Annotated in this window: 21 protein-coding genes; 1 reads left to right on the forward strand and 20 read right to left on the reverse strand. The window is 70.0% G+C overall.

All coding sequences use genetic code 11. The features are described 5' to 3' along the window. Positions 1-22: 22 nt before the first annotated feature. From tssH to U5O44_RS09925, 12 genes are all read right to left on the reverse strand, one after another. Positions 23-2698, reverse strand: a complete 2676-nt coding sequence (gene tssH, locus U5O44_RS09870; RefSeq protein ID WP_322588256.1) for a type VI secretion system ATPase TssH — start codon at positions 2696-2698, stop codon at positions 23-25. Further along, positions 2691-3755 (reverse strand): type VI secretion system baseplate subunit TssG, encoded by a 1065-nt coding sequence (tssG, locus tag U5O44_RS09875; RefSeq protein WP_322588257.1) that lies wholly within the window; start codon positions 3753-3755, stop codon positions 2691-2693. Before tssG ends, tssH begins: the two co-directional genes overlap by 8 nt. Further along, positions 3752-5695, reverse strand: coding sequence for a type VI secretion system baseplate subunit TssF (tssF, locus tag U5O44_RS09880; protein WP_322588258.1), 1944 nt, complete (start codon positions 5693-5695; stop codon positions 3752-3754). Before tssF ends, tssG begins: the two co-directional genes overlap by 4 nt. Continuing rightward, positions 5695-6258 (reverse strand): type VI secretion system baseplate subunit TssE, encoded by a 564-nt coding sequence (tssE, locus tag U5O44_RS09885; RefSeq protein ID WP_322588259.1) that lies wholly within the window; start codon positions 6256-6258, stop codon positions 5695-5697. The genes tssF and tssE overlap by 1 nt, the downstream gene beginning before the upstream one ends. Positions 6259-6263: 5 nt before the next feature. After that, a complete protein-coding gene (locus U5O44_RS09890; protein WP_322588260.1) occupies positions 6264-7112 on the reverse strand; it encodes a type VI secretion system accessory protein TagJ in 849 nt (282 codons plus the stop codon). A gap of 3 nt (positions 7113-7115) precedes the next feature. Next, positions 7116-7586, reverse strand: a complete 471-nt coding sequence (locus tag U5O44_RS09895) for an Hcp family type VI secretion system effector (RefSeq protein WP_322588261.1) — start codon at positions 7584-7586, stop codon at positions 7116-7118. Positions 7587-7602: 16 nt separating this feature from the next. After that, positions 7603-8079, reverse strand: coding sequence for an Hcp family type VI secretion system effector (locus U5O44_RS09900; protein WP_322588262.1), 477 nt, complete (start codon positions 8077-8079; stop codon positions 7603-7605). 42 nt (positions 8080-8121) lie between these two features. After that, positions 8122-9627 (reverse strand): type VI secretion system contractile sheath large subunit, encoded by a 1506-nt coding sequence (gene tssC, locus U5O44_RS09905; protein WP_322588263.1) that lies wholly within the window; start codon positions 9625-9627, stop codon positions 8122-8124. An 18-nt stretch (positions 9628-9645) separates the two neighbouring features. Further along, positions 9646-10143 carry a type VI secretion system contractile sheath small subunit gene (tssB, locus tag U5O44_RS09910; RefSeq protein ID WP_322588264.1) on the reverse strand — a complete coding sequence of 166 codons (498 nt, stop codon included), beginning with the start codon at positions 10141-10143 and terminating at the stop codon, positions 9646-9648. A gap of 28 nt (positions 10144-10171) precedes the next feature. Continuing rightward, positions 10172-11224, reverse strand: a complete 1053-nt coding sequence (tssA, locus tag U5O44_RS09915) for a type VI secretion system protein TssA (RefSeq protein ID WP_322588265.1) — start codon at positions 11222-11224, stop codon at positions 10172-10174. 129 nt (positions 11225-11353) lie between these two features. Beyond that, the gene (locus U5O44_RS09920; protein WP_322588504.1) at positions 11354-13195 is read right to left on the reverse strand and encodes an ATP-binding protein; all 1842 of its coding nucleotides are present in this window, start codon (positions 13193-13195) and stop codon (positions 11354-11356) included. Positions 13196-13197: 2 nt separating this feature from the next. Then, positions 13198-13869, reverse strand: coding sequence for a response regulator transcription factor (locus U5O44_RS09925; RefSeq protein WP_322588266.1), 672 nt, complete (start codon positions 13867-13869; stop codon positions 13198-13200). A 203-nt stretch (positions 13870-14072) separates the two neighbouring features. On the opposite strand from U5O44_RS09925, the gene U5O44_RS09930 reads away from it, so the two are divergent. Continuing rightward, positions 14073-15017, forward strand: coding sequence for a DMT family transporter (locus U5O44_RS09930; RefSeq protein ID WP_322588267.1), 945 nt, complete (start codon positions 14073-14075; stop codon positions 15015-15017). Between the two features lie 19 nt (positions 15018-15036). On the opposite strand, the gene eptB is transcribed toward U5O44_RS09930, so the two are convergent. The 8 genes from eptB to U5O44_RS09970 all read right to left on the reverse strand — a co-directional run bounded on the left by eptB (position 15037) and on the right by U5O44_RS09970 (position 24395). Next, the gene (gene eptB, locus U5O44_RS09935) at positions 15037-16725 is read right to left on the reverse strand and encodes a kdo(2)-lipid A phosphoethanolamine 7''-transferase (protein ID WP_322588268.1); all 1689 of its coding nucleotides are present in this window, start codon (positions 16723-16725) and stop codon (positions 15037-15039) included. 119 nt (positions 16726-16844) lie between these two features. Beyond that, entirely contained in the window at positions 16845-17750 is a 906-nt protein-coding gene (locus U5O44_RS09940) for a DMT family transporter (RefSeq protein WP_322588505.1), read from the reverse strand. Next, on the reverse strand, positions 17747-18829 hold the full coding sequence (locus U5O44_RS09945) for a TRAP transporter substrate-binding protein (RefSeq protein ID WP_322588269.1): 1083 nt from the start codon (positions 18827-18829) through the stop codon (positions 17747-17749). Before U5O44_RS09945 ends, U5O44_RS09940 begins: the two co-directional genes overlap by 4 nt. Before the next feature lie 94 nt (positions 18830-18923). Beyond that, positions 18924-20000 (reverse strand): Ldh family oxidoreductase, encoded by a 1077-nt coding sequence (locus U5O44_RS09950; RefSeq protein ID WP_322588270.1) that lies wholly within the window; start codon positions 19998-20000, stop codon positions 18924-18926. A 27-nt stretch (positions 20001-20027) separates the two neighbouring features. Continuing rightward, positions 20028-21554, reverse strand: coding sequence for a UxaA family hydrolase (locus tag U5O44_RS09955; RefSeq protein WP_322588271.1), 1527 nt, complete (start codon positions 21552-21554; stop codon positions 20028-20030). Between the two features lie 52 nt (positions 21555-21606). Next, the gene (locus tag U5O44_RS09960; RefSeq protein ID WP_322588272.1) at positions 21607-22575 is read right to left on the reverse strand and encodes a hypothetical protein; all 969 of its coding nucleotides are present in this window, start codon (positions 22573-22575) and stop codon (positions 21607-21609) included. Between the two features lie 66 nt (positions 22576-22641). After that, on the reverse strand, positions 22642-23505 hold the full coding sequence (locus tag U5O44_RS09965) for a fumarylacetoacetate hydrolase family protein (protein WP_322588273.1): 864 nt from the start codon (positions 23503-23505) through the stop codon (positions 22642-22644). 134 nt (positions 23506-23639) lie between these two features. Continuing rightward, entirely contained in the window at positions 23640-24395 is a 756-nt protein-coding gene (locus U5O44_RS09970; protein WP_322588274.1) for an SDR family oxidoreductase, read from the reverse strand. Positions 24396-24400: the final 5 nt, after the last annotated feature.

Here is a 24400-nt window from a genome sequence, read left to right on the forward strand (position 1 = left end):
CACCCTCCGTTTTGTCGCTTCATCAATCAAACGAATACTGAAAATCCCCGTCCGCCACGCTGAGCCGGACCCCCTGCAGCGCCTGCCCCTGCGTCAGCCGCGTCAGGTACTCCACCGAAATCCGCGGCAGCACCGTGTTCGTCAGGATCGCGTCGATCACCCGCCCGCCCGACTCGGCTTCGCTGCAGCGCGCCACGACCAGCTGCACCACGTCGTCGCCATACTCGAACGGGATGCCGTGGTTGGCCGCGATGCGCTTGCGGATGCGGCCGAGCTGCAGCCGCACGATCTGGCCCATCATCTCGTCGGACAGCGGGTAGTAGGGAATCGTCACCAGCCGCCCCAGCAGCGCCGCCGGGAAGACCTTGAGCAGCGGCGCGCGCAGCGCCTGCGCGATGGCCTCGGGCTCGGGCATCAGGTCCGGGTCGCTGCACAGGCCCATGATGAGGTCGCTGCCGACGTTGCTGGTCAGCAGGATGATGGTGTTGCGGAAGTCGATGTCGCGCCCCTCCCCGTCCTCCATCCAGCCCTTGTCGAAGACCTGGAAGAAGAGTTCGTGCACGTCCGGGTGGGCCTTCTCCACCTCGTCGAGCAGCACCACGCTGTACGGCCGCCGCCGCACCGCCTCGGTCAGCACGCCCCCTTCGCCATAGCCGACGTAACCCGGGGGCGCGCCCTTGAGCGTGGAGACGGTGTGCGCCTCCTGGAACTCGCTCATGTTGATGGTGATGACGTTCTGCTCGCCGCCGTAGAGCGACTCGGCCAGCGCCAGCGCCGTCTCGGTCTTGCCCACGCCGGAGGTGCCGGCGAGCAGGAAGACGCCGATCGGCTTGTTCGGGTTGTCGAGCCGGGCGCGCGAGGTCTGGATGCGCCGGGCGATCATCTCCAGCGCGTGTTTCTGGCCAATCACACGCTGGTTGAGCGTGTCGGCGAGTTCGAGCACCGCCTGCACCTCGTTCTTGACCATGCGGCCCACGGGGATGCCGGTCCAGTCCTGCACCACCGCCGCCACCGCCTGCTCGTCCACGGTCGGCAGGATCAGCGGCGCGTCGCCCTGGTGCGCGGCAAGTTCGGCCTGCAGCGCCTGCAACTCGGCCAGCGCGTCGGCGCGCTCGGCGTCGGTCAGCGGCGCGGGCGGGTCGGTCTGCACATCACCGGGTTGTGCGCGCAGGCGGGCGCGCAGCGCCAGCAGCCGATCGACCAGCGCCTTCTCGTGGTCGAAGCGGGTCTTCAGCTCGGCCTGCCGGACCTCTTCGGCCGCGATCGCCGCCTCGACCCGCGCCTGCCGGTCCGCGACCACCACGCCAATCGCCACCTCGCGCTCGATCAGACCGCGCTCCACCGTCAGCGCCTCCAGCCGGCGCTGGCTGTCCTCCAGCGCGGGCGGCGTCGCGTGCAGGCTCACCGCCACCCGCGCACACGCCGTGTCCAGCAGGCTCACCGCCTTGTCCGGCAACTGCCGCGCCGGGATGTAGCGGTGGGACAGCCGGACCGCCGCCTCGATCGCCTCGTCGAGCAGCACCACACGGTGGTGTTTCTCCAGCACCGTCGCCACGCCGCGCAGCATGTGGACCGCCCGGGCCTCGTCCGGCTCGGGCACCTGCACGACCTGGAAGCGCCGGGTCAGCGCGGGATCCTTCTCGATGTGCTTCTTGTACTCGGCCCAGGTGGTCGCAGCGATGGTGCGCAGCTTGCCGCGGGCCAGCGCGGGCTTGAGCAGGTTGGCCGCGTCGCCCGTACCCGCCGCGCCGCCGGCGCCGATCAGCGTGTGCGCCTCGTCGATGAACAGGATGATCGGCTTGGCCGACGCCTGCACCTCGTCGATCACGCTGCGCAGCCGGCTCTCGAACTCGCCTTTCATGCTGGCGCCCGCCTGCAGCAGCCCGATGTCGAGCACGTGAAGCTCCACCTCCTTCAACTGCGGCGGCACGTCGCCCTGCACCAGCCGCTGCGCGAAACCCTCGACCACCGCCGTCTTGCCCACGCCGGCCTCGCCGGTGAGGATCGGGTTGTTCTGGCGGCGGCGCATCAGGATGTCGACGATCTGGCGGATCTCCTCGTCGCGGCCGGTCACCGGGTCCAGCTCGCCCGCGCGGGCCTTCTCGGTCAGGTTGACGGCGTACTTCTTCAGCGCCTCCTGCTTGCCCATCGCGGCCGGGGCGATGGCGCCGCTGGCCTCGCCCGGCGCGGCGTCGGGGGTCTGCGCCGCGCCCGTGGCCTCCTCGGGCGAGCCGGCGACGATCTGCGCAAAGTCACGGCCGAGGACGTTGGCGTCCACGCGGTCGAACTGGCGGCTGATCTTCTGCAGGCGCTGGAACAGGCGGTCCGTCTTGAGCAGGCCGAACAGCAGGTGGCCCGTGCGGATCTGTGCCGCGCCGAACTTCAGCGTCGTGTAGACCCAGGCGCGCTCGACCGCGTCCGGCACCGACTCGGCAATGTCGGAGATGGTGGTGGCGCCACGCGGCAGGCGGTCCAGCGCGGTGGTCAGGTCCGAGGCCAGCCGGCCGGTGTCGAGGCCGAAGTGGCGCAGGATGCGGTGCAGGTCGCTGTCCTGCGCGTTGAGCAACTGCGCCAGCCAGTGCTCCAACTCCACATACGGATTGCCCCGCAGCTTGCAGAACACGAACGCACCCTCGATCGCCTGGTAGGCCATGGGGTGGAGCTTGCCGAACAGGGCGGCGCGGCTGATTTCAGACATGCGGATCTCCCGTGGATCGTTCAGGTTGGACCAGCCGGTCGGCCCGGTCCGGGTGCGGGCCGCGGCGGCCGAGCCAGGTGCTCAGGCCGAGCCGCGTGCGGTGGCCGCCGTGGCGCGTGCCGAGCCGCAGCGCGGGCACCTCGGCGCCGCGCAGCACCGGCTGCACATCCCACACCAGCGAGCGCCCGACAAATTGCCGCACCCACTCGCGCAGCGCCAGCAGCGCCGACGCCCCCGGCAGGAAGCGTTCGTAGTCCACCAGCGACAGCGGTCCGAGGCGGATGCGGAAGCGGTATTGCCGGTCCCAGACGCGGCTGCCAGCGACGACATCGACGCCGAGCCGGTTCCGGTGACCAGCCTCCCAGACCGACACCAGCCGCGTGCGGTCCTCGCGGCGCAGCGCCATCCAGTGGCCGATGTGCGGCAGCACGCGCACTGGCACGCGGAAATGGCTGGCCAGCAGCTTCTCCAGCCCCTCGGCGTTGCGCGGGCCGCGCATCAGGTGGGCGATGTGGTGGCGGCGGGCGTCGTCGGGAACATGCTCGGCGGCGGACACCCGCGCCGGAGAGCCCAGCCCGATGAAAGCACCCGACCAGCGCGCGAAATCGTCGTCGCCCGGCCGGTCGCGCTGCACCACCGGCTGCGCCTGTGCCCAGGCGCGGTAGAACAGCAGCAGCGCCCGGTGGTGGAACACATCCGCAAAACGGGCCAGCGTCGGGTCGTTGTGCTGGCGCAGCCGCTCGCGCACGAACTCAGTCAGGTGCAGCGGCATCGGCCCCATCGGTCCGAACAAGCCGAAGAAGCGCACGCCCAGCCGCGGCATCGGCCCCGCCCCCTGCTCCAGCGACGACAGCGCGGCCGGCGCAAAGTCCAGCTCGATGTCCTGCCCCAGCCGCACCGGCTCGACGCCGGGGCGCAGCGCCTCGCCCAGCCGGGGCGCGGCCGGGTGCAGCGCCTCCAGCCGGCGCAGCGTGTGGAAAAAATCGTGCGCCCACGGCTCGCTCGCCAGCGCGGTCCACAGCGCCTGCGTGTCGGCCGTGTGCGGGTCGGCGCTCACAGCAGTGGCGCCACACCACAGCGCGGCGGCCAGCGCATCAGCTCGCCCCGGGTGGTCGAGCGCAGCGTGGTTTCGGTGAAGCTGTTGATCGCGGCGTGGCGGGCGAAGAAGCGCTCCAGCACGCTGCCGAAGAGAAACGCGCTGCCGCCCTGGAACGCCAGTTCGTCCACCTCCACCGTCACCGCCACCCCGCTGCCGAAGGTCAGCGGCCCCGAGAACGGCAGCCGCCGCGTCACCGCCCGTGCCTCGACCGTCAGCAGCCCCTCGACCCAGCGCCGCCAGCCCGTGTCAGCCTCGTTGCCGAACAGCAGCAGCAGGCTGCGCAGCGCCGCCGCCGCGCGCCGCGGATCCTCGCCCGCGATCGTCAGGTGGTCCAGGCTCAGCAGGCTGACCAGCGACCAGCCGATGTGACCGCGCGGCAGGCGCTGCACCGGGCGCGTCGGCCCGCGCAGCGTCTCGACCCGCTGCACCGGCCCCGGCACCTCCAGCGTCCAGCGCCCCGCCCGCCCGGCCGCGTCCGCGCCGCCAACGCCCGACACCGTCTGCGCCGTCTGCACCGCGCCGGGCAGCAGCACCGGCAGGTCGCGGTTGGTCACCCACGCCGTCACCGAGAGCTGGCGCAGGTCGGCGGCGTGCGGCGCCTGCTGTGCATCGACCAGCGACAGGAAACACTCGGTGCCGACAAACGCCGTGCGCGGCCCCTGCTGGCGCTGGCGCTCGGACCAGACCCGCGGCTCGCGGCGCACGGTGTAGTAGGCGTCGTGGCGCGCCTCCTCGGTGTGGAAGGCGGCGTAGAGCGGCAGGAAGGTCTGCTGCGCCTGCGCGCCGCTGCCGTGGCCGGTGACGCTGTCGAGTGCGTGGACCTCGAAGTCCATCGGCCGGGTCCGGTCGGGCACGACGTGGTGTTCCCAGGTGCCTGGCGTGATGGCGATGCGGTCAAGGCGCTTGCGGAACAGGTTGATCGCGGGCGTGCAGAACAGCGCCAGCGCCTCCCGGTCGACCACCGCCTCCAGCGTGGGATCGCCCCGACCGAACAGCACCACCAGCTCCGCCTCGTTCCCGCGCACCGGCGCCAGCCGTGCGCGCAGCTCGTCCAGCGCGAAGAACAGCAGCCGCTGCGGCAAGGCGGCGTATTCCTGCAGCAGCCGGTGGCCCGAGAACCCGCGCAGCGTCTCAGGCAACAGCGCCTCGTCGTCGCCGAAGCCGAGCGCCCGCACCGAGGCCGCGCCGCGCCACTGCCGCCGCGGATCGACCGGGGGCTGCGCCGGTCCGGCCGGCGCCGCCCCGCCCACGACCCAGCTCCCCAGCGCCTGCCCCGTCACCAGCTCGTGCAGGCGCAGCGCCGTCTCGTCCGCCGCGCTCAGGTAGAACGCCAGCGTGTCCAGCGGCAACTGGTTGAGCGCCACGCCGTGGCTGCGCAGCCGGATGCGCAGCCCGCCGCGCACCTGCCGCCCGACCGGCAGCCGGTTCACCGGCAGGTCGGGCGCGTGGGTGAAGTACTGCACCGCCGCGATCTCCAGCGGCCACAGCGTCACCGCGTGCGCGGTGCGGAACTCGCAGCGGGTGTTCTGGCCGCGCGCGGCCTCGCTGTGCAGCGCCGTGCCCCGCGGCACCGCAAACCCTTTGGTCAGCGCCGGGTCGAGCAGGTCCGGCTGCATCCGCACCACCGCCATGCTCGGCACCGGCGCCACGAAGTTCGGGCACACCGTCTCCAGCAGGTGGCCGACGAGGCGCGGGTATTCGCTGTCGATCTTGAGCTGGATGCGGGCCGCCATGAAGGCGAAGCCTTCGAGCAGCCGCTCCACATAAGGATCGGCCACCTCGACGCCGTCCATCGTCAGCCGGCCAGCGATCTTCGGGAACTCGCGGGCGAACTCGGCGCCGACCTCGCGCAGGTGGGCCAGCTCCTCGTTGTAGCGGCGCAGCAGGCCCGGGTCCATCAGGCGCGCCCTCCGGTGCTCGCCGCACCCGCGGCTCCGCTCGGTGTCGCCGCCAGCACGCTGCGCCCGGTCTCGCGCACCTCGATCTGCCCGGCCTCCAGGTCCAGCCGCGTGCGCAGCAGCAGCTCCATCGGCACCGGCTGCGCCCACAGGTGGCCGCGGATCTCGAACTCGATGATGTTGTGCGTGTCCAGCACCGAGCTGAATTCGAGCGCCTTCACCGTCAGCGTGCCCGGCAGGATGCGCGGCTCGAAGCGCAGGATCGCCTGGCGCATCAGCCGCTCCAGCGTCGGCACATCCACCCGCGACGCAAGCTGCCCGGCCATCGGGGGCAGGCCGAAGTTCAGCACCGACTGCGCCGCCTGCGGGTGCTGGCGCGCGTCCTCGGTCGACAGCGGCTGCACGGCGTTGAGCAGCCATGCCAGGTCGCGCAGCACAGCGCCGCGCATCTGGCCCTTGTTCATCACCCGCGCCGCATCGGCGTCGGTGCGCACCGCGCGCTCGTGGTCGATCAGCCGATCCAGCAGGGCCGGCTGCAGCCTGTCCTGGATCTGCGTGGCCATGGCGCTCAGTGCCCCGCCGTCTCGGTCGGCTGCAGCACGAGTTCGCGCACGTCGAGCAGGCCCAGCTCCGGCCCGCTGCTGGTCAGCACCCGCTGCCCCACCCCGCGGTAGTGCTCCGGCGCGTGCTCGGGCGCCAGTGCATGCCAGTCGGTGCGGCGCGCCAGCTCCAGCGCGTCGTTGTGTGCGGTGTCAAGGTAGACGCCCAGGTCGGGACCGGCGTAGCGCGTCGGGATCAGCGCCACCGACTCGCCGCCGTTCGGCAGGAACAGGTGCGCCGGCATCCACACCAGGTCGCGCAGGTCCGTCGGCGGTTCCACCACGACCCGGCGCACCTGCGACAGTGGCAGCCAGCCATAGCGCCCGCGCAGCACCACCTCCAGCACCGGGCCGAGCCGCGAATCGGCGTCGGCGATCCAGTCGAAGGGCTCGCCGTTGAGCGTGCCGGCGGTGGCGGGCGCCTCGTCGAGCGCCCGCGCCCGCAGCACCGCGGCCGCCGCCCCATCGCCACGCGCATCGGCCGCCAGCGCCTCGATCAGCAGCCCCATCCACGACGCCGGCTCGCCGAACACCATCGGCGTGGCGCGCCCGGTCATCACCGCCTGGCGCACCACCTCGCACTGCAGTGCCTCGCGGTAGGTGTTGACCATCGCCAGCGTGCTGGCGTCGAGGTCGCCGCAGACCTTGAGCTGGTTGCCGGCCCGCTCCCACTGCTGCTGCACGGCCAGCAACTGGAACAGGAAGGTGCGCAGCCGCACATCGCCGGGCTGCTTGCGCACCTGCTGCTGCAGGGACATCAGCGCGGCGGAGAGGTCGCCTTGGACGAGCAGTTGTTCGGCAGAGGAAGGTGCGGTCATGGTTCAGACTTCATCGGTGAAGACATAGCCCGCGCCGCGCTGACCGGTGCGTTGCTGGGGCGTGTACTCGATCTCGACCTTGGTGAAGGCGACCGTGATGCGCTCGACCACGTCGCCATCCTCGATGCTGTCCAGGTCCACGTTGGTGATGCGGGCGTTCTTCAGCGTCATGCGGAAGAAGTCCTGCTGCCCCTCGCCGGCCTTGCGCATCGTCAGCCGCGCTTCCTTCACCTCGTCGTTGGTGGCCAGCGCGCTCAGCAGCGCGGTGCTGGCGGTGTCGGTGCCCTTGAGAAAGGTGAGGTTCTTGTACGAGCGGCGCGCCGTGGCCTGCACCGAGCCCATCGCCGTCGGCGCCGACACGCCCCACGACCACGCGCGCACGGTGATGTCGTCCTCGTGGCCGGGCGTGATGCACTCGCCCTTGACCTTGCCGGCGCGCCTGGTCTGGAGGTGGAGGTAGGTGTCGGTGGTCACGGTGTCGCCGCGCAGTTCAGCGCGTCTCGGTCGTCGCCAGGTTCCAGCCGAACTTCACCTCGCCGCCCAGCGCGCCCTTGTCGTCCTGTGGCTTGTAGGAAAACTCGATGTCCTTGTAGGTCATGGACACCGACTCGGTGATGTCGCCGCCCGACGAGCCGGCCGGGGCGATGTGGTTGATGAGGACTTCCTTCATCGTGATCTTGAAGAAGTCCTTCTGGCCTTCGCCGGACTTGCGGGCGACCACGACGACGGTGGCGAAGTGCTTGCCCTGGGCGCAGTGCTTGGCCAGGACCGGCGAGGCCTTGTCGTAGGTGTGCACGAACTGGAAGGGATGGCCTTCGCCCTTGCCCTTGCCGGAGCCGCCGCCCGACAGCGCCGAGCCGTTGGCCGCGCCCCAGCTCCAGGACAGCACTTCGATCTGCCCCTTGTGGTCCTTGTGGGTGGCTTCGCCATCGACGCCGTCGAACTTGATGTGGGTATCGGTTGCCATGGTGAGGATCCTCTGCTGTGTGGACTGTGTGGATGACTAAGTTCAGGCCTGCTTCTGGGAAGGCAGCTTGGAGACGAGGCGCAACGACACCGTCAGCCCTTCGAGCTGGTAGTGCGGGCGCAGGAAGAACTTGGACGTGTAGTAGCCGGGGTTGCCGGGAATTTCTTCCACCACCACCTCGGCGGCGGCCAGCGGCTTCTCGGACTTGGTGACCTCGGACGAGTTGGCCGGGTCGCCATCGACGTAGTTCATGATCCAGGCGTTGAGCCACTTGGCCATGTCGTCGCGTTCCTTGAACGAGCCCACCTTGTCGCGCACGATGCACTTCAGGTAGTGCGCGAACCGGCAGGTCGCGAACAGGTAGGGCAGGCGCGCGGCGAGGTTGGCGTTGGCGGTGGCGTCCGGGTCGTCGTATTCGGCGGGCTTCTGCAGCGACTGCGCGCCGATGAAGGCGGCGAAGTCGGAGTTCTTGCGGTGGACCAGCGGCATGAAACCGTTCTTGGCCAGCTCCGCCTCGCGCCGGTCGCTGATGGCGATCTCGGTCGGGCACTTCATGTCCACGCCGCCGTCGTCGGTCGGAAAGGTGTGCGTCGGCAGGCCCTCGACCGCCCCGCCCGACTCGATGCCCCGGATGCGCGAGCACCAGCCATAGAGCTTGAACGAGCGGTTGATGTTGGTCGCCATCGCATACGCCGAGTTGGCCCAGGCGTACTTGCTGTGGTCGGCGCCGGCGGTGTCTTCCTCGAAGTGGAAGTCCTCGACCGGGTTGGTCTTGGCGCCGTAGGGCTGACGGGCCAGGAAACGCGGCATCGCCAAGCCGATGTAGCGCGCGTCGTCCGACTCCCGCAGCGAGCGCCACGCGGCGTACTGCGGCGTCGTGAAGATCTTGGTCAGGTCACGCGGGTTGGCAAGTTCCTGCCACGACTCCATCTGCATCAGCGTCGGGCCGGCGGCCGCGATGAACGGCGCGTGCGCAGCAGCCGCGACCTTGGCCATCTCGCCGAGCAGCTCGACATCGGGCGGCGTGTGGTCGAAGTAGTAGTCGCCGACGAGGCAGCCGAAGGGCTCGCCGCCGAACTGGCCGTACTCTTCTTCGTAGACCTTCTTGAAGACGGGGCTCTGGTCCCAGGACGTGCCCTTGTAGCGCTTGAGCGTCTTGTGCAGCTCCTGCTTGGAGATGTTCATGACGCGGATCTTCAGCATCTCGTCGGTTTCGGTGTTGTTGACGAGGTGGTGCAGGCCACGCCAGGCGCTCTCCAGCTTCTGGAACTCTGCCTGGTGCAGGATCAGGTTGACCTGTTCGCTGAGCTTGGCGTCGAGCGCGGCGATCATCGCCTCGATCGAGCGCAGCACGTCGCCGTCGATCAGCGCGGTCTGCGCCAGCGCCTGCTGGGCCAGCGTCTGCACCGCCTGCTCGACGGCCGAGCGCACGTCGTCGCTCTTGGGCTTGAACTCCTTGTCGAGCAGCGCGGCGAAGTCGTTGCCCTGGTATTCCACACCGGCAAGCGCGGTGGCGACGGTCTGGGTATCGGTAGCGGTGTTGGCCATGTCGGTTCAGCTCCTGGGTCAGGCGGTCGGCTTGGCACTGGAGGCCAGCGCCTGCAGCAGCGCGGGGTCCTGGATGACCTGGGCCAGCAGCTCCTCGGCGCCGGTCTTGCCGTCCATGTAGGTGATGAGGTTGGAGAGCTGCTGGCGCGCCTGCAGCAACTGGTTGAGCGCATCGACCTTGCGCGCCACCGCTGCGGGCGAGAAGTCGTCCATCGACTCGAAGGTGATGTCCACCGACAGGTTGCCCTCGCCGGTCAGCGTGTTGGGCACCTGGAACGCCACCCGCGGCTTCATCGACTTCATGCGCGAGTCGAAGTTGTCCACATCGACATCAAGGAACTTGCGGTCCGCCACGGGGGCCAGCGGCTCGGCCGGCTTGCCCGACAGGTCCGACAGCACGCCCATCACGAACGGGAGCTGCACCTTCTTCTCGGCGCCGTAGAGTTCGACGTCGTACTCGATCTGCACGCGCGGGGCGCGGTTGCGGGCGATGAATTTCTGACTGCTGGTGGCCATGGGGCGTGTCCTCTCGGGGGTCAGGTGGTCAGGAACCGGTGGCCTCATCAAAGGACAGGCCGGCGATCTTCTCGACGGAATCCATGCCGTCCGGGGCAAGGTCGCGGATGATCTCGAAGAAGTTCTTGGTCATGAGACGCTGGGCGCGCTTGATGAGCAGCGGCGCGGGGTGGGACGGCTCGTTGCGCTCGATCCACTCGCACACGCGCTCCAGCATGCGGATCGCGTCGTCGCGGCTGGCGATCTGGCCCGGCGCGACCACGACACCCACAGCTGCGGCTGCCGCCGCAGGCCATGTACCGGCGGGTACCGGCACCGCAGCCACTGCCTCGGTCGGCGCCACCACACTGGCCGCTGCCCCGGCCGCCACGTCAGCGATGGCGCGCACCAGCAGGCGCAGCGGCTTGAATTCCGGGCTGGCCGTGCCGACCCGCTCGGTCAGCAGCGCATCGAGTTGCGCGACCTGCGCCGGCAGACCGGCCAGTCGGGCGGTGAACCCCGGCTCCGCCGCGTCCGCTGCCAGCAGCACGGGCGCCAGCGCGGCAGCCGACGGCAGCCGCTCGTCCGGCCCGGCCACCGCCTTGCCGCTGGCCAGCTCGATCATCCGGCCCGTCACGCCGCTGCGATCGCCCGGCACCCGCGCCGCCCGCACATCGGCCAGCACCGACATCAGGTCCGTCAGCGGCGCCAGCGCGTTCAGGCGCTCGGTCGGGTCGTCGCCGTCGGTGGCGTCGAGCTGCGGGTAGACGTGGTCCCAATGCCGCTCCAGCAGCCCAGTGACCAGCGCCAGCCCGTCCGACAGCGCGCCCAGGCCCTGCAGACGCAGGCTGGCACGGATCAGGTGAAGCGACACCCGCAGGTCACGGGTGCGCGCGAACAGCGCCAGCGCCAGCCGGCGCATCTCGCCCCAGTCGGGGTCTTCGGCCGGGATGACGGTGTCGCCGAACTGCTGCTCGGGCTTGCCACGGGCAGCGGTCTCCAGCAACTGGAAGGCCTCGTCGTCGTACTCCATGTCCGGCGGACCGCACGGCGCGGCCTCGTCCAGCGGCAGCAACAAGGCATCGACATCGAAGGCAGGCATGGCGGCGGGCAGTCAGACAGGCCTCAGACAGGCCTCCAGTGGGTGATGACCCAGTCTAGGCATTGCGCCCGATCCGAAAATCTGCCGAAAGTCACTTCCTCCCCAGCGCCTGGTCCCCGGCCCCAAGTCTCACAGCGTCATGCGCCGCAGCGCCGACATCAGCTTGCGCGGCTGCACCGGCTTGAACAGCAGCGGCACCCCGGCGGCCATCACGCGGTGCATCTCGTCGGCGGTGGTGTCGCCGGTGATGACCACGGCCGGCACCTGGCTGCCGCAGACCTCCCGCACCCGTGCCACCGCGTCGAGCCCGTCTTCCCCATCGGCCAGGTGCAGGTCCGACAGCACCAGGTCCAGCCCGTCGCCGAGCCGGCGGGCATGGGCCACGGCCTCGTCCACCGTGGCCGCCATGTGCGGCTCGTAGCCCCATTCCTCCAGCACCACGCACAGGCCCTCGCGGATGCTGTCCTCGTCGTCGATGACCAGGATGGTGCGGGCGGCATAGACCGGCAGCGGCACCGTGTCGGCCGCGGCGGTCACCCGCTCGACCTCGTCGAAATCGCTGGTGGACACGCCGAGCCGGAACACTGTGCCGCGCCCGGGACGGGAGGCGACCGTCAGCGTGTGGCCCATGAGCCGCACCAGCCGCTTGACGATGGCCAGCCCGAGCCCGAGGCCGCGCTGCCGGCGCCGTGTGCCATCGCGGACCTGGTAGAACTCGTCGAAGATGCGCGGCAGCTCGTCCGGCGCGATGCCGCTGCCCGTGTCCCAGACCTCGATGCAGATCTGCCGGCTGCGGGTGCGGGTGCGGGCCACCACCACCACGCCACCCTCGCGGGTGTGGCGCAGGGCGTTCTGGATCAGATTGCCCAGCACCCGCTCCAGCAACTGCGGATCGCTGCGCACCGACTTGCCCCCCGGCGAGAACCGCAGGCTCAGTCCCGCCGCCTCGGCCACGCCGGCGAAATGCAGGTGCAGCCGCCGGAACACGTCGCGCAGGGCGAAATACTGCAGGTTGGCCTCCATGGAGCCGGCGTCCAGGCGCGACATGTCCAGCATCGCGCCGAAGGACTGGTCCAGCGCCTCGATGGAGCGGACCATGTTGCGCACCAGCGCTTCATCCGGCCCGCCGCGCACGCGCCGCTCCAGCGTCGAGACAAACAGCCCGAGCGCGTGCATGGGCTGGCGCAGATCATGGCTGGCGGTGGCGACAAACCGGTTGGCGTCGTGCTGCGCCCGCACGGCGGCATCGCGCTCGCTGGCCAGCGCGGCACTCAGGTCGTCGGCGGCCAGCCGCGAACGGGTGGCGCGCTGCCAGACGTCGGCCATCTGGCGCTGCAGCCACAGCGCCAGCACGGCGGCCACCAGCAGCGTCATCCCCAGCCGCACTTCGCCCAGCCCCGCGCACACCAGCGCCGCGCCCCCCGCACTCCAGGCCGCCACCCGCGCCAGCGCCGGCAGCGCCGCCCAGACCGCTGCCGCATACAGACAGGCCAGCACCAGCACCACCGTCAGCTCCGGCTCCAGCCGGGACGCCACGGCCAGGTTGACCGACAGGTTCAGCGCCGGGGTCAGCACCGCCACCGCCATCATGCGCACCCAGACCCGGCGCTCCCGCCGCAGCGTGGTGCGGTGCAGCACCGCGCCGAACAGCAAGCGGCGCTGCATCTGCAGGCACACCAGCAACCACACCAGCGACCCGGCCGCACACAGCAGCACCAGCAGACGCTGCTGCAAGCCGCCTTGCCAGACCGCGAACAGCAGGTTCGACGCCGCCAGCACGAGCAGCACACCCGGCCCGCGGTCCACTGCCTCCACGAAGGCAGCATCCTGCAGGCGGCGCTCGATCGAGCGTCGCTCGCTGGCCGGAGGCTGCGGCGCGCTGCCCGACAGCGCAGCGTCCGGTGCCCCGGCAGGCCCGACCACCGTGAACCGCGCCACGCCGGACGCCGCAGCGGCGGGCGTCGGGGCCACGCTCAACGGAACAGGCTGATCAGGTGCGAGCGCGATTTCACGTCCAGCGCGAGCAGGAGCGACGAGACGTAGTTCTTCACCGTGCCGAGCGACAGGCCGGTGGCGGCGCTGATTTCCTGGTTGGTGCAGCCGGACAGCACCAGCTCCAGCACCTCCAGGTGCCGAGGCCCCAGCTCGGCGATGCGGTCGAACACCGCCGAGCCCGGCATGTGCGGGAACATCACCGACGACAGCCCGCCCGAGCGGCGCAGCCCGAGCCGCTCGTCACCGGGCAGCAGGGCCGCCAGCGCAGCCGTGAGGTCTTCCGCCGCACCCGTCTTGCGGATGTAGCCGCGCGCGCCCAGGGCGCGTGCCTGGCGGATCACGAATTCGTCCTGGGTGCCGCTGAACACCACGACCTGGGCGGCCGGAAAGGCCTCCATGAACTGCCGCAGGCCCTGCAGCCCCTTGCAATCGGCCAGATTCAGGTCCAGCAGCACGGCGTCGATGTCGCCGTGCTGCTGGTACAGCGCCATGCCATCGCGCAGGTTGTCGGCCTCCAGCCACTCGACCGGCACGCCACGCAGTTCGGCGCACAGCGTGCGCACCCCCACACGGATGAACTCGTAGTCGTCGATCAGCAGCAACCTGGCGGGCTCCGGTACGCTGCAACCGATGGGTTCGGTTCCGCCCATCACCCGCCCTCGGGCGCTGTTTGAACTGCTGACCATTTCCATTCCAATCCCCCAATCGAACTGCAACTGCTTGACACGCACGCGGCGCGCTTGGGCGACACTGTGCGTGCGCCATCTTTTCGCGGCATCCTCAAATTTGAGGGTATACGCCATGAACCCAGATCCAAATCCGGTAATTTTTCACTGTCAGCCACACTGCTTCCATGGCCCTCACTCCACGCCTGATCGCGATGCTCACCCTCCCTCCCCTGCTGTGGGCGGGCAATGCCGTGGTCGGCCGCATGACCGTGCCGCATGTGCCACCGATGCTGCTGAACGCGATGCGCTGGTCGGTGGTGCTGCTGGTGCTGCTGGTGGTCGGGCGCCAGGCCATCGCCACGGCGGAACGGCGGTCCGACATCTTCAAGCGCTGGCCCCACCTGGCGCTGATCGGACTGCTCGGCATGGGCGCCTACAACGCGCTGCAGTACCTGGCCCTGACGACCTCGACCCCGATCAACGTCACGCTGATCGCGGCCAGCATGCCGCTGTGGATGCTGCTGGTGGGCGCCCTGTTCTTTGCCGAACGGCCGCGGCTGTGGCAGGTGGTCGGCGCAGCGCTGTCGCTGGTGGGCGTGATGACGGTGCTGGGACGCGGTCAGCTGTCGACGCTGGCGGCGGTGCGCTTCGTGCAGGGTGACCTCTACATGCTGGCCGCGGCGGCGAGCTGGGCGGGGTACAGCTGGCTGCTGGCCCGCCCACCCGCATCGATGCTCGGCAACGCCCGGCCGCGGATCACCGAAGCCGACGGCCAGAGCCGCCCCTGGACCTGGCAGGAGTTCATGCTGGTGCAGACCCTGTTCGGCATCGTCTGGGCGAGCAGTGCGGCCGGGATCGAGGCGGTCGTGGCGCCGCGGCCGGTGGAGTGGTCAGCGGGGGTGGTGGCCGCGATCGCCTACATCGTGGTCGGACCGTCGCTGATCGCCTATGCCTTCTGGGGGCGGGCGGTGGCGGCGGTCGGCCCCACCACGGCGGGCATCTTCGCCAACCTCACGCCGCTGTTCGCCGCGCTGCTGTCCACCGCGATGCTCGGCGAAGCGCCGCACGGCTACCACGTCGTGGCGTTCGCGCTGATCGTGGCGGGGATCCTGGTGTCCTCGCGGCGCTGAAGCCGGCGCGGCCCGCCAGTCACGGTGCGCACAGGTCGCGCCCTGCCTCCAGCCCGCCATCCGGAGAGCGCACCCCGGCGCAGCCCAGCAGCGTCGAGAACAGGTGGTGATGGGTGACATCTGCGCCGCTGCCCTCTCGCAGGGACTGCGCCCGTGCCATGGCGCGGTGCACACCCGGCCCGAGTGCCGGATCCGCCATGGCAGACGGCGACGCCCACAGCAGCAGCGGCACCCGCAGCTGCTCGGGCGGTGCGATGGCCCGCGGTGTCGCATGGAAATGGCTATTTTCCCCGATCGACTCGCCGTGGTCCGAGGTGAAGAGCACCAATGCCCGCTTCGTGCGCAGCGTGTCGAAGAGTTCGCCCAGCACCCGGTCGGTGTAGAGGATGCTGTTGTCGTAGGCGTTGAGCAGTTCGTCGCGGGAGCAGAAGCGGTTTTCCATGTCGCACACCGGCTGCCAGCGCGCCTGCTCGGTCGGGTAGCGCCGGCTGTAGAGGTAGTGCGAGCCCTTGGTGTGCAGCACGATCGCCCGCCGTCCCGCCCCGCGCTGTTCGAGCGCGCGGGCGACCTGCGGCACCAGCAGGCCATCCAGGTCGGGCACTCCCGCGCCCGCCTCGGCCATGATGACCTCGCGCAGCTTGTAGAAATCCGGACGCACCCGCTGGTAATAACCGGCCTCGCCCTGCATGGCAAACAGGTCGATCGTGAAACCCAGCGTGCGCAGCACGGCAAAGACAGGCTGCTCCAGGATCTCGTCCCGCTGGTGCAGGCCGTCGCCGGGCATCACCCCGCCGGCACGCACGAACATGCAGGCCAGCGACAGCTTGGTCGACGTGTCACAGGCCGTCGCCCGGAAAGCGGCCAGACGCCCCTGGTCCTGCTCAGCCTGCAGCCGTGGGGTGGTCGGCCGGTGGTGACCGAGCACCCCGAAATGGTCCCAGCGCGCACTCTCGCCGATCACCACCACCACCTGCAGATCCTGCGGCAGGTCGGTGTCGAGGTAGCGGTGGCGGGTGGCCGGGTGGACCAGCGACGCCTCGCTGCGCCAGGCAGCCACTTCGTTGCCAACGACCATGGCGACGCCAGCCAGCCAGTTCATCGGCAGGTAGCTGTGCGCCATCACGCCAGTGAAGCTCGCGTGCAGGCCGCGGCCCCCCGTCTCCAGCTGGCGGGCCACCTGACGCAGGCCGGCCACCACCACCACCAGCACCAGCAACGCGACCCCCAACCGCAACAGCGTCGCAGGCCGGGACAGGGTCGGCAACCCCGCATGGGCCGGCCTGCGGCGGGTCATGCGCAGGAACCACCAGGCCGGCAACCCGGCCAGCAGCAGCACCCAGGCCGCCAGGAACATGCCCACCACCTCGCCGGACATGGCATGGTCGGTCGTCAGCACCGCCTTGACCACGCCATAGCCGATCACGACATCGAAACGGACCATGAAATAGGCGCACAGCACCGAAATCACCAGCGCCAGCATCCCCGTGATCTGCAGCGCACGGCGCCCCAGCAGCGCAGCCAGCCAGAGCAGAACCGACGTCACCGCCACCGGCAGCAGCAGCTCCAGCGCACCGCCGAGCCAGACCGTGCGCCAGGGAGCCGAGGCATAGACGGACGCCAGCCGGTCGGTCCAGACCACGAGGTTGAGAAGGCCCCCGATGAACAGCGCCAGCGCCCAGACGGGCTTGTCAGAAATGGTCAATTGCATGCACAACCCGTCACCAGTGCCCCGCGCACTTTCATGGCGTTCGAGTGGGCGGAGATCCTGACGGTTCCAGATCCGATCCCGGATCCGTGTTTACCCGAATGCTCGGCTGCGCCAATCCCCTAGCGCCAGCGCGCCAGCAGCGCCACGCCGACCAGCACCAGCAGCGTGCCCAGGCCCGTCCAGACGCTCATCGGCTCGCCCAGGATCAGCACGCCCATGGCGATGGTGCTCATCGGTCCCACCAGGCCCGTCTGCGCCGCCAGGCCCGCCCCGAGACGCTCGATGCCCATCATCACCAGGATGACCGGGGCAAAGGTGCAGGCGGTGGCGTTGAGCAGCGACAGCCACAGCACCGGCGTCGGCACCGCCAGCACCGACTCCAGCGGCCGCAGCACCAGGAACTGCCCGATGCACAGCACACAGGCCACCGTCGTGGCCAGCCCCGTCAGGCGCAGCGACCCAAGGCGCTGCACCTCCTGGCCGCTCTGCACCAGGTAGACGGCGTAGCTGAGTGCGCTGCCGAACACCAGCGCAGCCCCCAGCACCACGTTCGGCCCCAGATGCGTCAGCTCGCGGCCGAAGACCACCAGCACGCCGGCGTAGCTCACGCCCAGCGCCGCCCACTGGCGTGCGGTGACACGCTTGCCATGCAGCACCACGCCGAGGCACAGCACCAGCGTCGGATTGAGATAGAGGATCAGCCGCTCCAGACTGGCGCTGATGTAGGCCAGTCCGGCAAAGTCGAGAAAGCTCGCCAGGTAGTAGCCGGAGAACCCCAGTCCGAGCACCGCGACGAGGTCACGGCGTGTCAGCGCCGGCTTGCCGCGGCTCGACCACCACGCCAGCGCCACGAACAGCGGCAGCGCGAACAGCATGCGCAGCATCAGCAAGGTCACCGCATCGACCCCGTGCCGATACGCCAGCTTGACGATGATGGCCTTGCCCGAAAAAGCAATCGACCCGGTCAGCGCGAACGCCAGACCGGGCCAGAGTGTCGGGCGGCCTGCAACGGCCGCGGGGCTCAGAGCTTCTGCTGCTGCATGAAGTCGTCGAAGCCGGCTTCGGCGAAGCGGAACCACAGGTTCTGGTCGGCGCGGAACTTGGCGTAGTCGGCGTAGACCTTCTTCCAGTTCGGGTTCTTGTCACCGATCTCGGCGTACAGCGCCATCGATTCCTTGAACGCGGCTTCCATGACGTCCTTCGGGAAGCGGAACAGCTTGGTGCCACCGGACACCAGGTTCTTCAGCGCGGCAGGGTTGCGGCCGTCGTACTTGGCCTGCATGTCCACATGGGCGTAGGCGGCGGCGGCTTCGACGATCGCCTTGTACTCGGGCGTCAGCGCGTCGAAGGCCTTCTGGTTGATGAAGAAGTCCAGCTGCGGACCACCTTCCCACCAGCCCGGGTAGGCGTAGTTCGGTGCGACCTTGTTGAAGCCGAGCTTCTGGTCATCGTAGGGGCCGACCCACTCGGCGGCGTCGATGGTGCCTTTTTCCAGGGCCTGGTAGATTTCGCCACCCGGGATGTTCTGCGGCACGCCGCCCAGACGCTCGACCACCTTGCCAGCGAAGCCGCCGACGCGGAACTTCAGGCCCTTCATGTCGGCCATCGAGGCCACCGGCTTGCGGTACCAGCCACCCATCTGCGAGCCGGTGTTGCCGCCGGGGAAGTTGACGATGTTGTACTTGGCGTAGAACTCGCGCATCAGCTTCAGGCCGTTGCCCTCGTACATCCACGCGGTCATCTGGCGGCTGTTCAGGCCGAAGGGGATGGCGCAACCCAGCGCGAAGGTCTCGTCCTTGCCGAAGAAGTAGTACGGCGCGGTGTGCCCCATCTCGACGGTGCCGTTCTGCACGCCGTCGACCACGCCGAAGGCCGGCATCAGCTCGCCACCCGGGTGAACGGAGATCTGGAACTTGCCGCCCGTCATCGCGGCGACCTTCTTCGAGAACTCGTCGGCGGCGCCGTAGATGGTGTCGAGCGACTTCGGGAAGCTCGACGCCAGACGCCAGCGGATGTTGGCCTGGGCATGGACGATGGCGGGCGCAGCGCCTGCGGCGAGCACGCCGGCCAGACCGGTGTTGCGAATGAAATTGCGACGTTCCATGCGAAGACTCCTGAGATGGGTAGGAAGGGGACAGGAAAACAGTCCCGAAACTGCAGGCGATTCTAGGAAGCCGCCTGCAGCAAAACCACAAGGGTTACCCCTGCGCAATAGTACGTAGGGGTGATGGCACGCCCAGCCGCTGGCTCCAGTCGTGCATCTGGCGCGCCAGCTGCGGCTCGATCGGGATGCCGGTGTGGCGGCGTTCGGCCTCGCAGTCGTGTTCCGGGTCGCCGGGCATGCGGGGCGCGCCCGGCTCGGCGGCCAGCGCACGCGCCATCTGCTCGACCACGGCGGCCAGCACCGGCCCGCCCGCAAAGCGCATCGGATCGATCACCAGAAAAAACGCCCCGATGCGGCGCGGGGCATCCAGGTCCGCGAACATCGGCGGAATGTGCGGCCCGAACGGGTTGCCATGCAGCGGCCCGCTCAGCAGATCGACCATCAGCGCCAGCGCATAGCCCTTGTGGCCATACTCGGCGCCGCCCAGCGGGGTCACGGCGATGGCGGCGTTCGGGTCGGTGGTGGGCTGGCCATGGGCGTCGATGGCGATGTCGGGCGGCAACACATGGCCCTCGCGGCGGGCATTCATCACCCGGTTCCACGGAATCGAGGTCGTCGCCATGTCCAGACACACCGGCTCGCCGCCCGCACGCGGGAAGGCGATGGCGATCGGGTTGGTGCCGAAGAACGGGCGCTGGCCGCCGTGCGGAGCGGCGATGCTGTCGGCGTGGGTGAAGGCCAGGCCGATCAGGCCGGCGCGCGCCGCCTCGCGGGCATACAGGCCGACCGCCCCGCAGTGCGACGAGTCGCGCACGCCCACCGCCGCGATCCCGGTCTCGCGGGCGATGTCCATGGCCAGCCGGTTGGCGAAATGCGCCACCAGGATGCCCTGCCCCTGGTCGCCGTCGACCTGCGCGGTGGAGGCGCCCGTGCGCTCGATCCGCAGCACCGGCCGCGCCCGGATCGACCCCCGCGAGATCCGCTCGAAGTAGTGCGGCAGCCGGGCGATGCCGTGCGTGTCCACGCCCCACAGGCTGGTCTGCACCAGGCTGGCGGCGAGTTGCCGGGCATCGGGCGGTCGCAGCTCCAGCGCCTGCAGGCACTGCACCGCCCACGCGGTGAGGTCTTCGGCGGGCACGTACACGCTGCCCTCGGCGATCGGTTGCACCATCAGGATTCCTTGTTCACGCGCAGGTCTTCACATCACCGCGCCGAGTTGCCACGGCACGAACTCGTTCTGGCCGTAGCCGTGGGTTTCGCTCTTCGTGGCGCGGCCCGACGCGGTGTCGAGCATCAGCCGGAAGATGCGCTCGCCCGCCTCGTCGACGGTTTCCGCGCCGTCGATCACCGTGCCGCAGTTCAGGTCGATGTCGTCGGCCTGCTTGTGCCACAGCGCCGTGTTGGTCGAGAACTTCAGCGACGGCGACGGCGCGCAGCCATAGGCCGAGCCGCGCCCGGTCGTGAAGCAGATCAGGTTGGCGCCACTGGCCACCTGCCCCGTCGCCGACACCGGGTCGTAGCCGGGCGAGTCCATGAACACCAGCCCGTGCGCCGTCACCGGCTGCGCGAACTCGACGACCTCGACCAGATTCGTCGTGCCACTCTTGGCGATGGCGCCGAGACTCTTCTCCAGGATCGTCGTCAGCCCGCCCGCCTTGTTGCCGGCGGAGGGGTTGTTGTCCATGCGCATGGCGTGGCGCGCGGTGTACGCCTCCCACCACGCGATGCGGGCACGCAGCCGGTCGGCGACCTCGGCGCTGATAGCGCGGCGGGTCAGCAGGTGCTCGCCGCCATAGATTTCGGGCGTCTCGGACAGGATGGCCGTGCCGCCATGCCGCACGAGGCGATCGACCGCCGCGCCCAGCGCCGGGTTCGCGCTCAGGCCGGAGTAGCCATCCGAGCCGCCGCACTGCAGGCCGACGACGAGGTGGCGGGCCGGCACCGGCTGGCGCGTGACCCGGTTCGCCTCGGGCAGCATCCCGCGGATCAGCTCCACGCCGCGCGCCACGGTCTGCGCCGTGCCGCCCGTGTCCTGGATGCTGAACGCCACCAGCCGGGCGCCTTCCTGCAGGCCCTCCTGCGCGATCAGGCCCTGGATCTGGTTCGTCTCGCAGCCGAGGCCCACCACCAGCACCGCCGCGAAGTTCGGGTGCCGCGCATACCCACCCAGCGTGCGGCGCAGCACACGCAGCTCCTCGCCATCGCTGGCCGTCGCGCAGCCCATGCCGTGGGTCAGCGCGACCACGCCGTCCACGTTCGGAAACGCCGCGAGCGCCTCGGGTCGGATGTCGCGGCGGAACTGGTCGGCAATCGCCCGCGCCGCCGTGGCCGAGCAGTTCACCGAGGTCAGCACGCCGATGTAGTTGCGCGTGGCGATGCGGCCGTCCGCCCGCACGATGCCGTCGAAGGTCGCGGGCGTGGCCTCGAACGCGGTCGGCCGCGCGTCCACGCCGTCCTCGTGGTCGCGCGCGAAGTCGCTGAAGGCGAGGTTGTGGGTGTGGACGTGCTGGCCCGGCGCGATCGGCTGGGTCGCCGTGCCGATGACCTGCCCGTAGCGGCGCACCGGCTCACCCGCCGCGATGGCGCGGGTGGCGACCTTGTGGCCCGGCGGGACCAGGCCGGAGACGGTGACGCCCTCGCCTTCCAGCGCGGTGCCGCCGAGCAGTTGTGTGCGGGCGATGACGACGTTGTCGCTCGGGTGGATACGGATGAAGGGGGTGGACATGTCGAGGTGTCGATGCGTCGAGGTCGAGGCGTGGAAGGGAATGACGCTCAGGTCACGGCCAGCTCAGGCAGCGCATGCGCGAGGCCAGCTCCGGCGGCAGCGGGTCGGCCCCCGGCGCCGGGGCCAGCTGGCCGAGCAGGAAGTCGATGTCGTGCCCGCTGAGCCGCCGCTCATGGCCCACCTTGGGATCGAGGATGCTCACGACCCCGAGCGAAGGCCCCCGGCGTGGCGGGGCAAATGCGTTGGGGAGATCCCCGTCCAGCGAGGCCCCGATCAGCACGACCATGTGCGCACTCGGCGCGCCGTCGTCCAGCCGTCCGGTGTTGAGCAGCCAGGGCCGGTGGGTCAGGCGCAGCAGCGGCACCCAGAAATACGCGCCGCCCGCGCTGCCCATCGCCACGCGCATGTGGAGCGCGGACTCCATCGGCCGCATGCCCAGCGTGTGGCAGAAGAACGGGTTGATCTGCGGCTGCGGCAGCCCGGTGTCCGCCTCGAACACGTCCATCCAGTGGCGTTCGCGGGTGCGGGCGAGCAGGTCGCTGATCTGCTGGCGCACGGGCAAGGCGTCGGAGATCTGGCCGCGGTGGCGCAGCTTCCACATCATCGTGGCCACGGTGGCCCAGCAGGCATTGGGACTGGGCTGCTTCAGCGGCACCAGCCCCGCGCGCACGTCCATCGCGCGCTGCGTGGGCTGGTCGAAGTCCACCACCCCGGTGGGCCGGCCTTGCCCGAGGTGGGGCTTGATCGGCCCCTCGCCCGCCAGCACGTTGAGCATGCGCAGCGTCTGCCCGCCCGGATCGATGCGGCCATCGCGGAAACGCTGGTCGACGTTGTGCCGCTGGAACTGCTCGATGGCGGTCTGCAGCGGCGCGCTGATCGTGCGGTCCCGGATCGGCGCCATCAGCGGCGGGGTCGGCCCCCCGTCGGCCACCGCAACGCGGTTGAGCAGGGTCTGGACGGTTTCCTGGTCCGTGCGGGCGTTCAGGCCCTGGCGGCCGACGGCGGATTGCAAGGTTTTCATGGCAGCGTTCCCCTGGGTGTGAACCTGGATGGCGCGGCGTCGAAGACCGGTTGCGGATCGGCCGCGTCAGGCGTCGATCAACGCCGGGTTCCAAGCATGCACCGTCTGCTGCTGCTCGCCCAGCCTGTCGATGCCCAGCCGCATCACGTCGCCCGGCTTCAGGTAGACCGGGTTCGGCTTCTGGCCCATGCCGACGCCGGGCGGCGTGCCGGTGGTGATGACATCGCCGGGGTTGAGCGTCATGAAGCGGCTGAGGTAGCTGACGATCTGGGCGACGTTGAAGATCATCGTCGCGGTGTTGCCGGTCTGCATGCGCTGGCCGTTCACGTCGAGCCACATGCCCAGCGCCTGCACATCGCCCACCTCGTCGGCCGTCACCAGCCACGGCCCGATCGGCCCGAAGGTGTCGCAGCCCTTGCCCTTGTCCCAGGTGCCACCACGCTCGATCTGGTATTCGCGCTCGGAGACATCGTTGATGAGGCAATAGCCGGCCACATGCGCCAGCGCGTCGGCCTCGGCCACGTAGCGCGCCTTCGTGCCGATGACCACACCGAGTTCGACCTCCCAGTCCGACTTCACCGAGCCCTGCGGCAGCACCACATCGTGGTGGCAGCCGACCGCGCATTCGGTGGTCTTCTGGAACACCACCGGCTCCTTCGGGATCGCCATGCCGGACTCGGCGGCGTGGTCGGCGTAGTTCAGGCCGATGGCGATGAACTTGGTCATGCCGGTCCACGGCACCTGCAGCTCGCCTTGTTCGACCACTGGCAGCGTGGACACGTCCACGCTCGCCAGCGCGGCCAGCGATGCGGGCGACAGCGTGGCCGGCGTGATGTCGCCGATCAGCGCGGAGAGGTCACGGACCTGGCCGTCAGCGTCGAGCAGGGCGGGTTTCGGGTTGGCGCGGGGGCCGTGGCGGAGGAGTTTCATCGGATGTCCTTTCCACCCCCGTCATGCCCGCGAAAGCGGGCACCCACGCGGGGCTGTGACGGGGATTGTGTTGGTGGATCCTCGCATTCGCGAGGATGACGGGAGGTGGGGCGGCAGGCGGGACGGAAGGTGGATCAGTTCGACCAGCCGCCGTCGATCACCTGCGTCGTCCCGGTCGTGAACGACGACTCGTCGCTCGCAAGATACACGGCCAGCGCCGCGATCTCGTCCACCCGGCCCAGACGCCCCATCGGCTGGCGGGCGATGAAAGCGGCCTCGACCTGCGCCTGCGTCAGCCCGGAGGCGGTGGCCTGCGCGTCGATGCGGTCGCGCAGCGAGGGCGACTCGACCGTGCCCGGACAGATCGCGTTGCAGCGCAGCCCCTTGGTGATGAAGTCCGCCGCCACCGCCTTGGTCAGACCGATCACCGCCGCCTTGGTCGTGCCATAGACGAAGCGGTTCGGCGCGCCCTTCAGGCTGCCGGCGACCGAGGCGACGTTGATGATCGAGCCACCACCGTTGGCCAGCATGCCGGGGGCGAAGGCGCGGATGGTGCGGAACATCGAGCGCACGTTGAGGGTTATCGCGAAGTCCCACTCGGCCTCGGTGCAGTCGAGCACGGTGCCGGCGTGGACAAACCCGGCGCCGTTGAACAGCACGTCGACCGGGCCGTGTGCGGCCGCCGCCGCGTCGATCGCGGCCGGGTCGGTCACGTCGAGCACCTGCGTCGTGCAGCCGCATTCGGCCGCCAGCGCGTCGAGCGCGGCGGCGTTCACGTCGGTGGCGATGACACGGGCGCCTTCGCGGACAAAGGCGAGCGCCGTGGCGCGGCCGATGCCCTGGCCGGCGGCGGTGATGAAGGCGGTCTTGCCGCGGAGTCGGTCGGTCATGGCAA

Source organism: Sphaerotilus sp. (assembly GCF_034519685.1).
Classification (GTDB): Bacteria; Pseudomonadota; Gammaproteobacteria; order Burkholderiales; family Burkholderiaceae_C; genus Sphaerotilus.

What these genes read in the sequence shown, in the direction of transcription:
- U5O44_RS09965 (WP_322588273.1), bottom strand. Translation starts at nt 23,505, where the DNA reads ATGAAACTCCTCCGCCACGGCCCCCGCGCCAACCCGAAACCCGCCCTG.
- tssF (WP_322588258.1), bottom strand. Translation starts at nt 5,695, where the DNA reads ATGGACCCGGGCCTGCTGCGCCGCTACAACGAGGAGCTGGCCCACCTG.
- tssE (WP_322588259.1), bottom strand. Translation starts at nt 6,258, where the DNA reads ATGGCCACGCAGATCCAGGACAGGCTGCAGCCGGCCCTGCTGGATCGG.
- tssA (WP_322588265.1), bottom strand. Translation starts at nt 11,224, where the DNA reads ATGCCTGCCTTCGATGTCGATGCCTTGTTGCTGCCGCTGGACGAGGCC.
- U5O44_RS09925 (WP_322588266.1), bottom strand. Translation starts at nt 13,869, where the DNA reads ATGGGCGGAACCGAACCCATCGGTTGCAGCGTACCGGAGCCCGCCAGG.
- tssC (WP_322588263.1), bottom strand. Translation starts at nt 9,627, where the DNA reads ATGGCCAACACCGCTACCGATACCCAGACCGTCGCCACCGCGCTTGCC.
- eptB (WP_322588268.1), bottom strand. Translation starts at nt 16,725, where the DNA reads ATGCAATTGACCATTTCTGACAAGCCCGTCTGGGCGCTGGCGCTGTTC.
- U5O44_RS09970 (WP_322588274.1), bottom strand. Translation starts at nt 24,395, where the DNA reads ATGACCGACCGACTCCGCGGCAAGACCGCCTTCATCACCGCCGCCGGC.
- tssB (WP_322588264.1), bottom strand. Translation starts at nt 10,143, where the DNA reads ATGGCCACCAGCAGTCAGAAATTCATCGCCCGCAACCGCGCCCCGCGC.
- U5O44_RS09930 (WP_322588267.1), top strand. Translation starts at nt 14,073, where the DNA reads ATGGCCCTCACTCCACGCCTGATCGCGATGCTCACCCTCCCTCCCCTG.
- U5O44_RS09950 (WP_322588270.1), bottom strand. Translation starts at nt 20,000, where the DNA reads ATGGTGCAACCGATCGCCGAGGGCAGCGTGTACGTGCCCGCCGAAGAC.
- U5O44_RS09900 (WP_322588262.1), bottom strand. Translation starts at nt 8,079, where the DNA reads ATGGCAACCGATACCCACATCAAGTTCGACGGCGTCGATGGCGAAGCC.
- U5O44_RS09960 (WP_322588272.1), bottom strand. Translation starts at nt 22,575, where the DNA reads ATGAAAACCTTGCAATCCGCCGTCGGCCGCCAGGGCCTGAACGCCCGC.
- tssH (WP_322588256.1), bottom strand. Translation starts at nt 2,698, where the DNA reads ATGTCTGAAATCAGCCGCGCCGCCCTGTTCGGCAAGCTCCACCCCATG.
- U5O44_RS09890 (WP_322588260.1), bottom strand. Translation starts at nt 7,112, where the DNA reads ATGACCGCACCTTCCTCTGCCGAACAACTGCTCGTCCAAGGCGACCTC.
- U5O44_RS09945 (WP_322588269.1), bottom strand. Translation starts at nt 18,829, where the DNA reads ATGGAACGTCGCAATTTCATTCGCAACACCGGTCTGGCCGGCGTGCTC.
- U5O44_RS09955 (WP_322588271.1), bottom strand. Translation starts at nt 21,554, where the DNA reads ATGTCCACCCCCTTCATCCGTATCCACCCGAGCGACAACGTCGTCATC.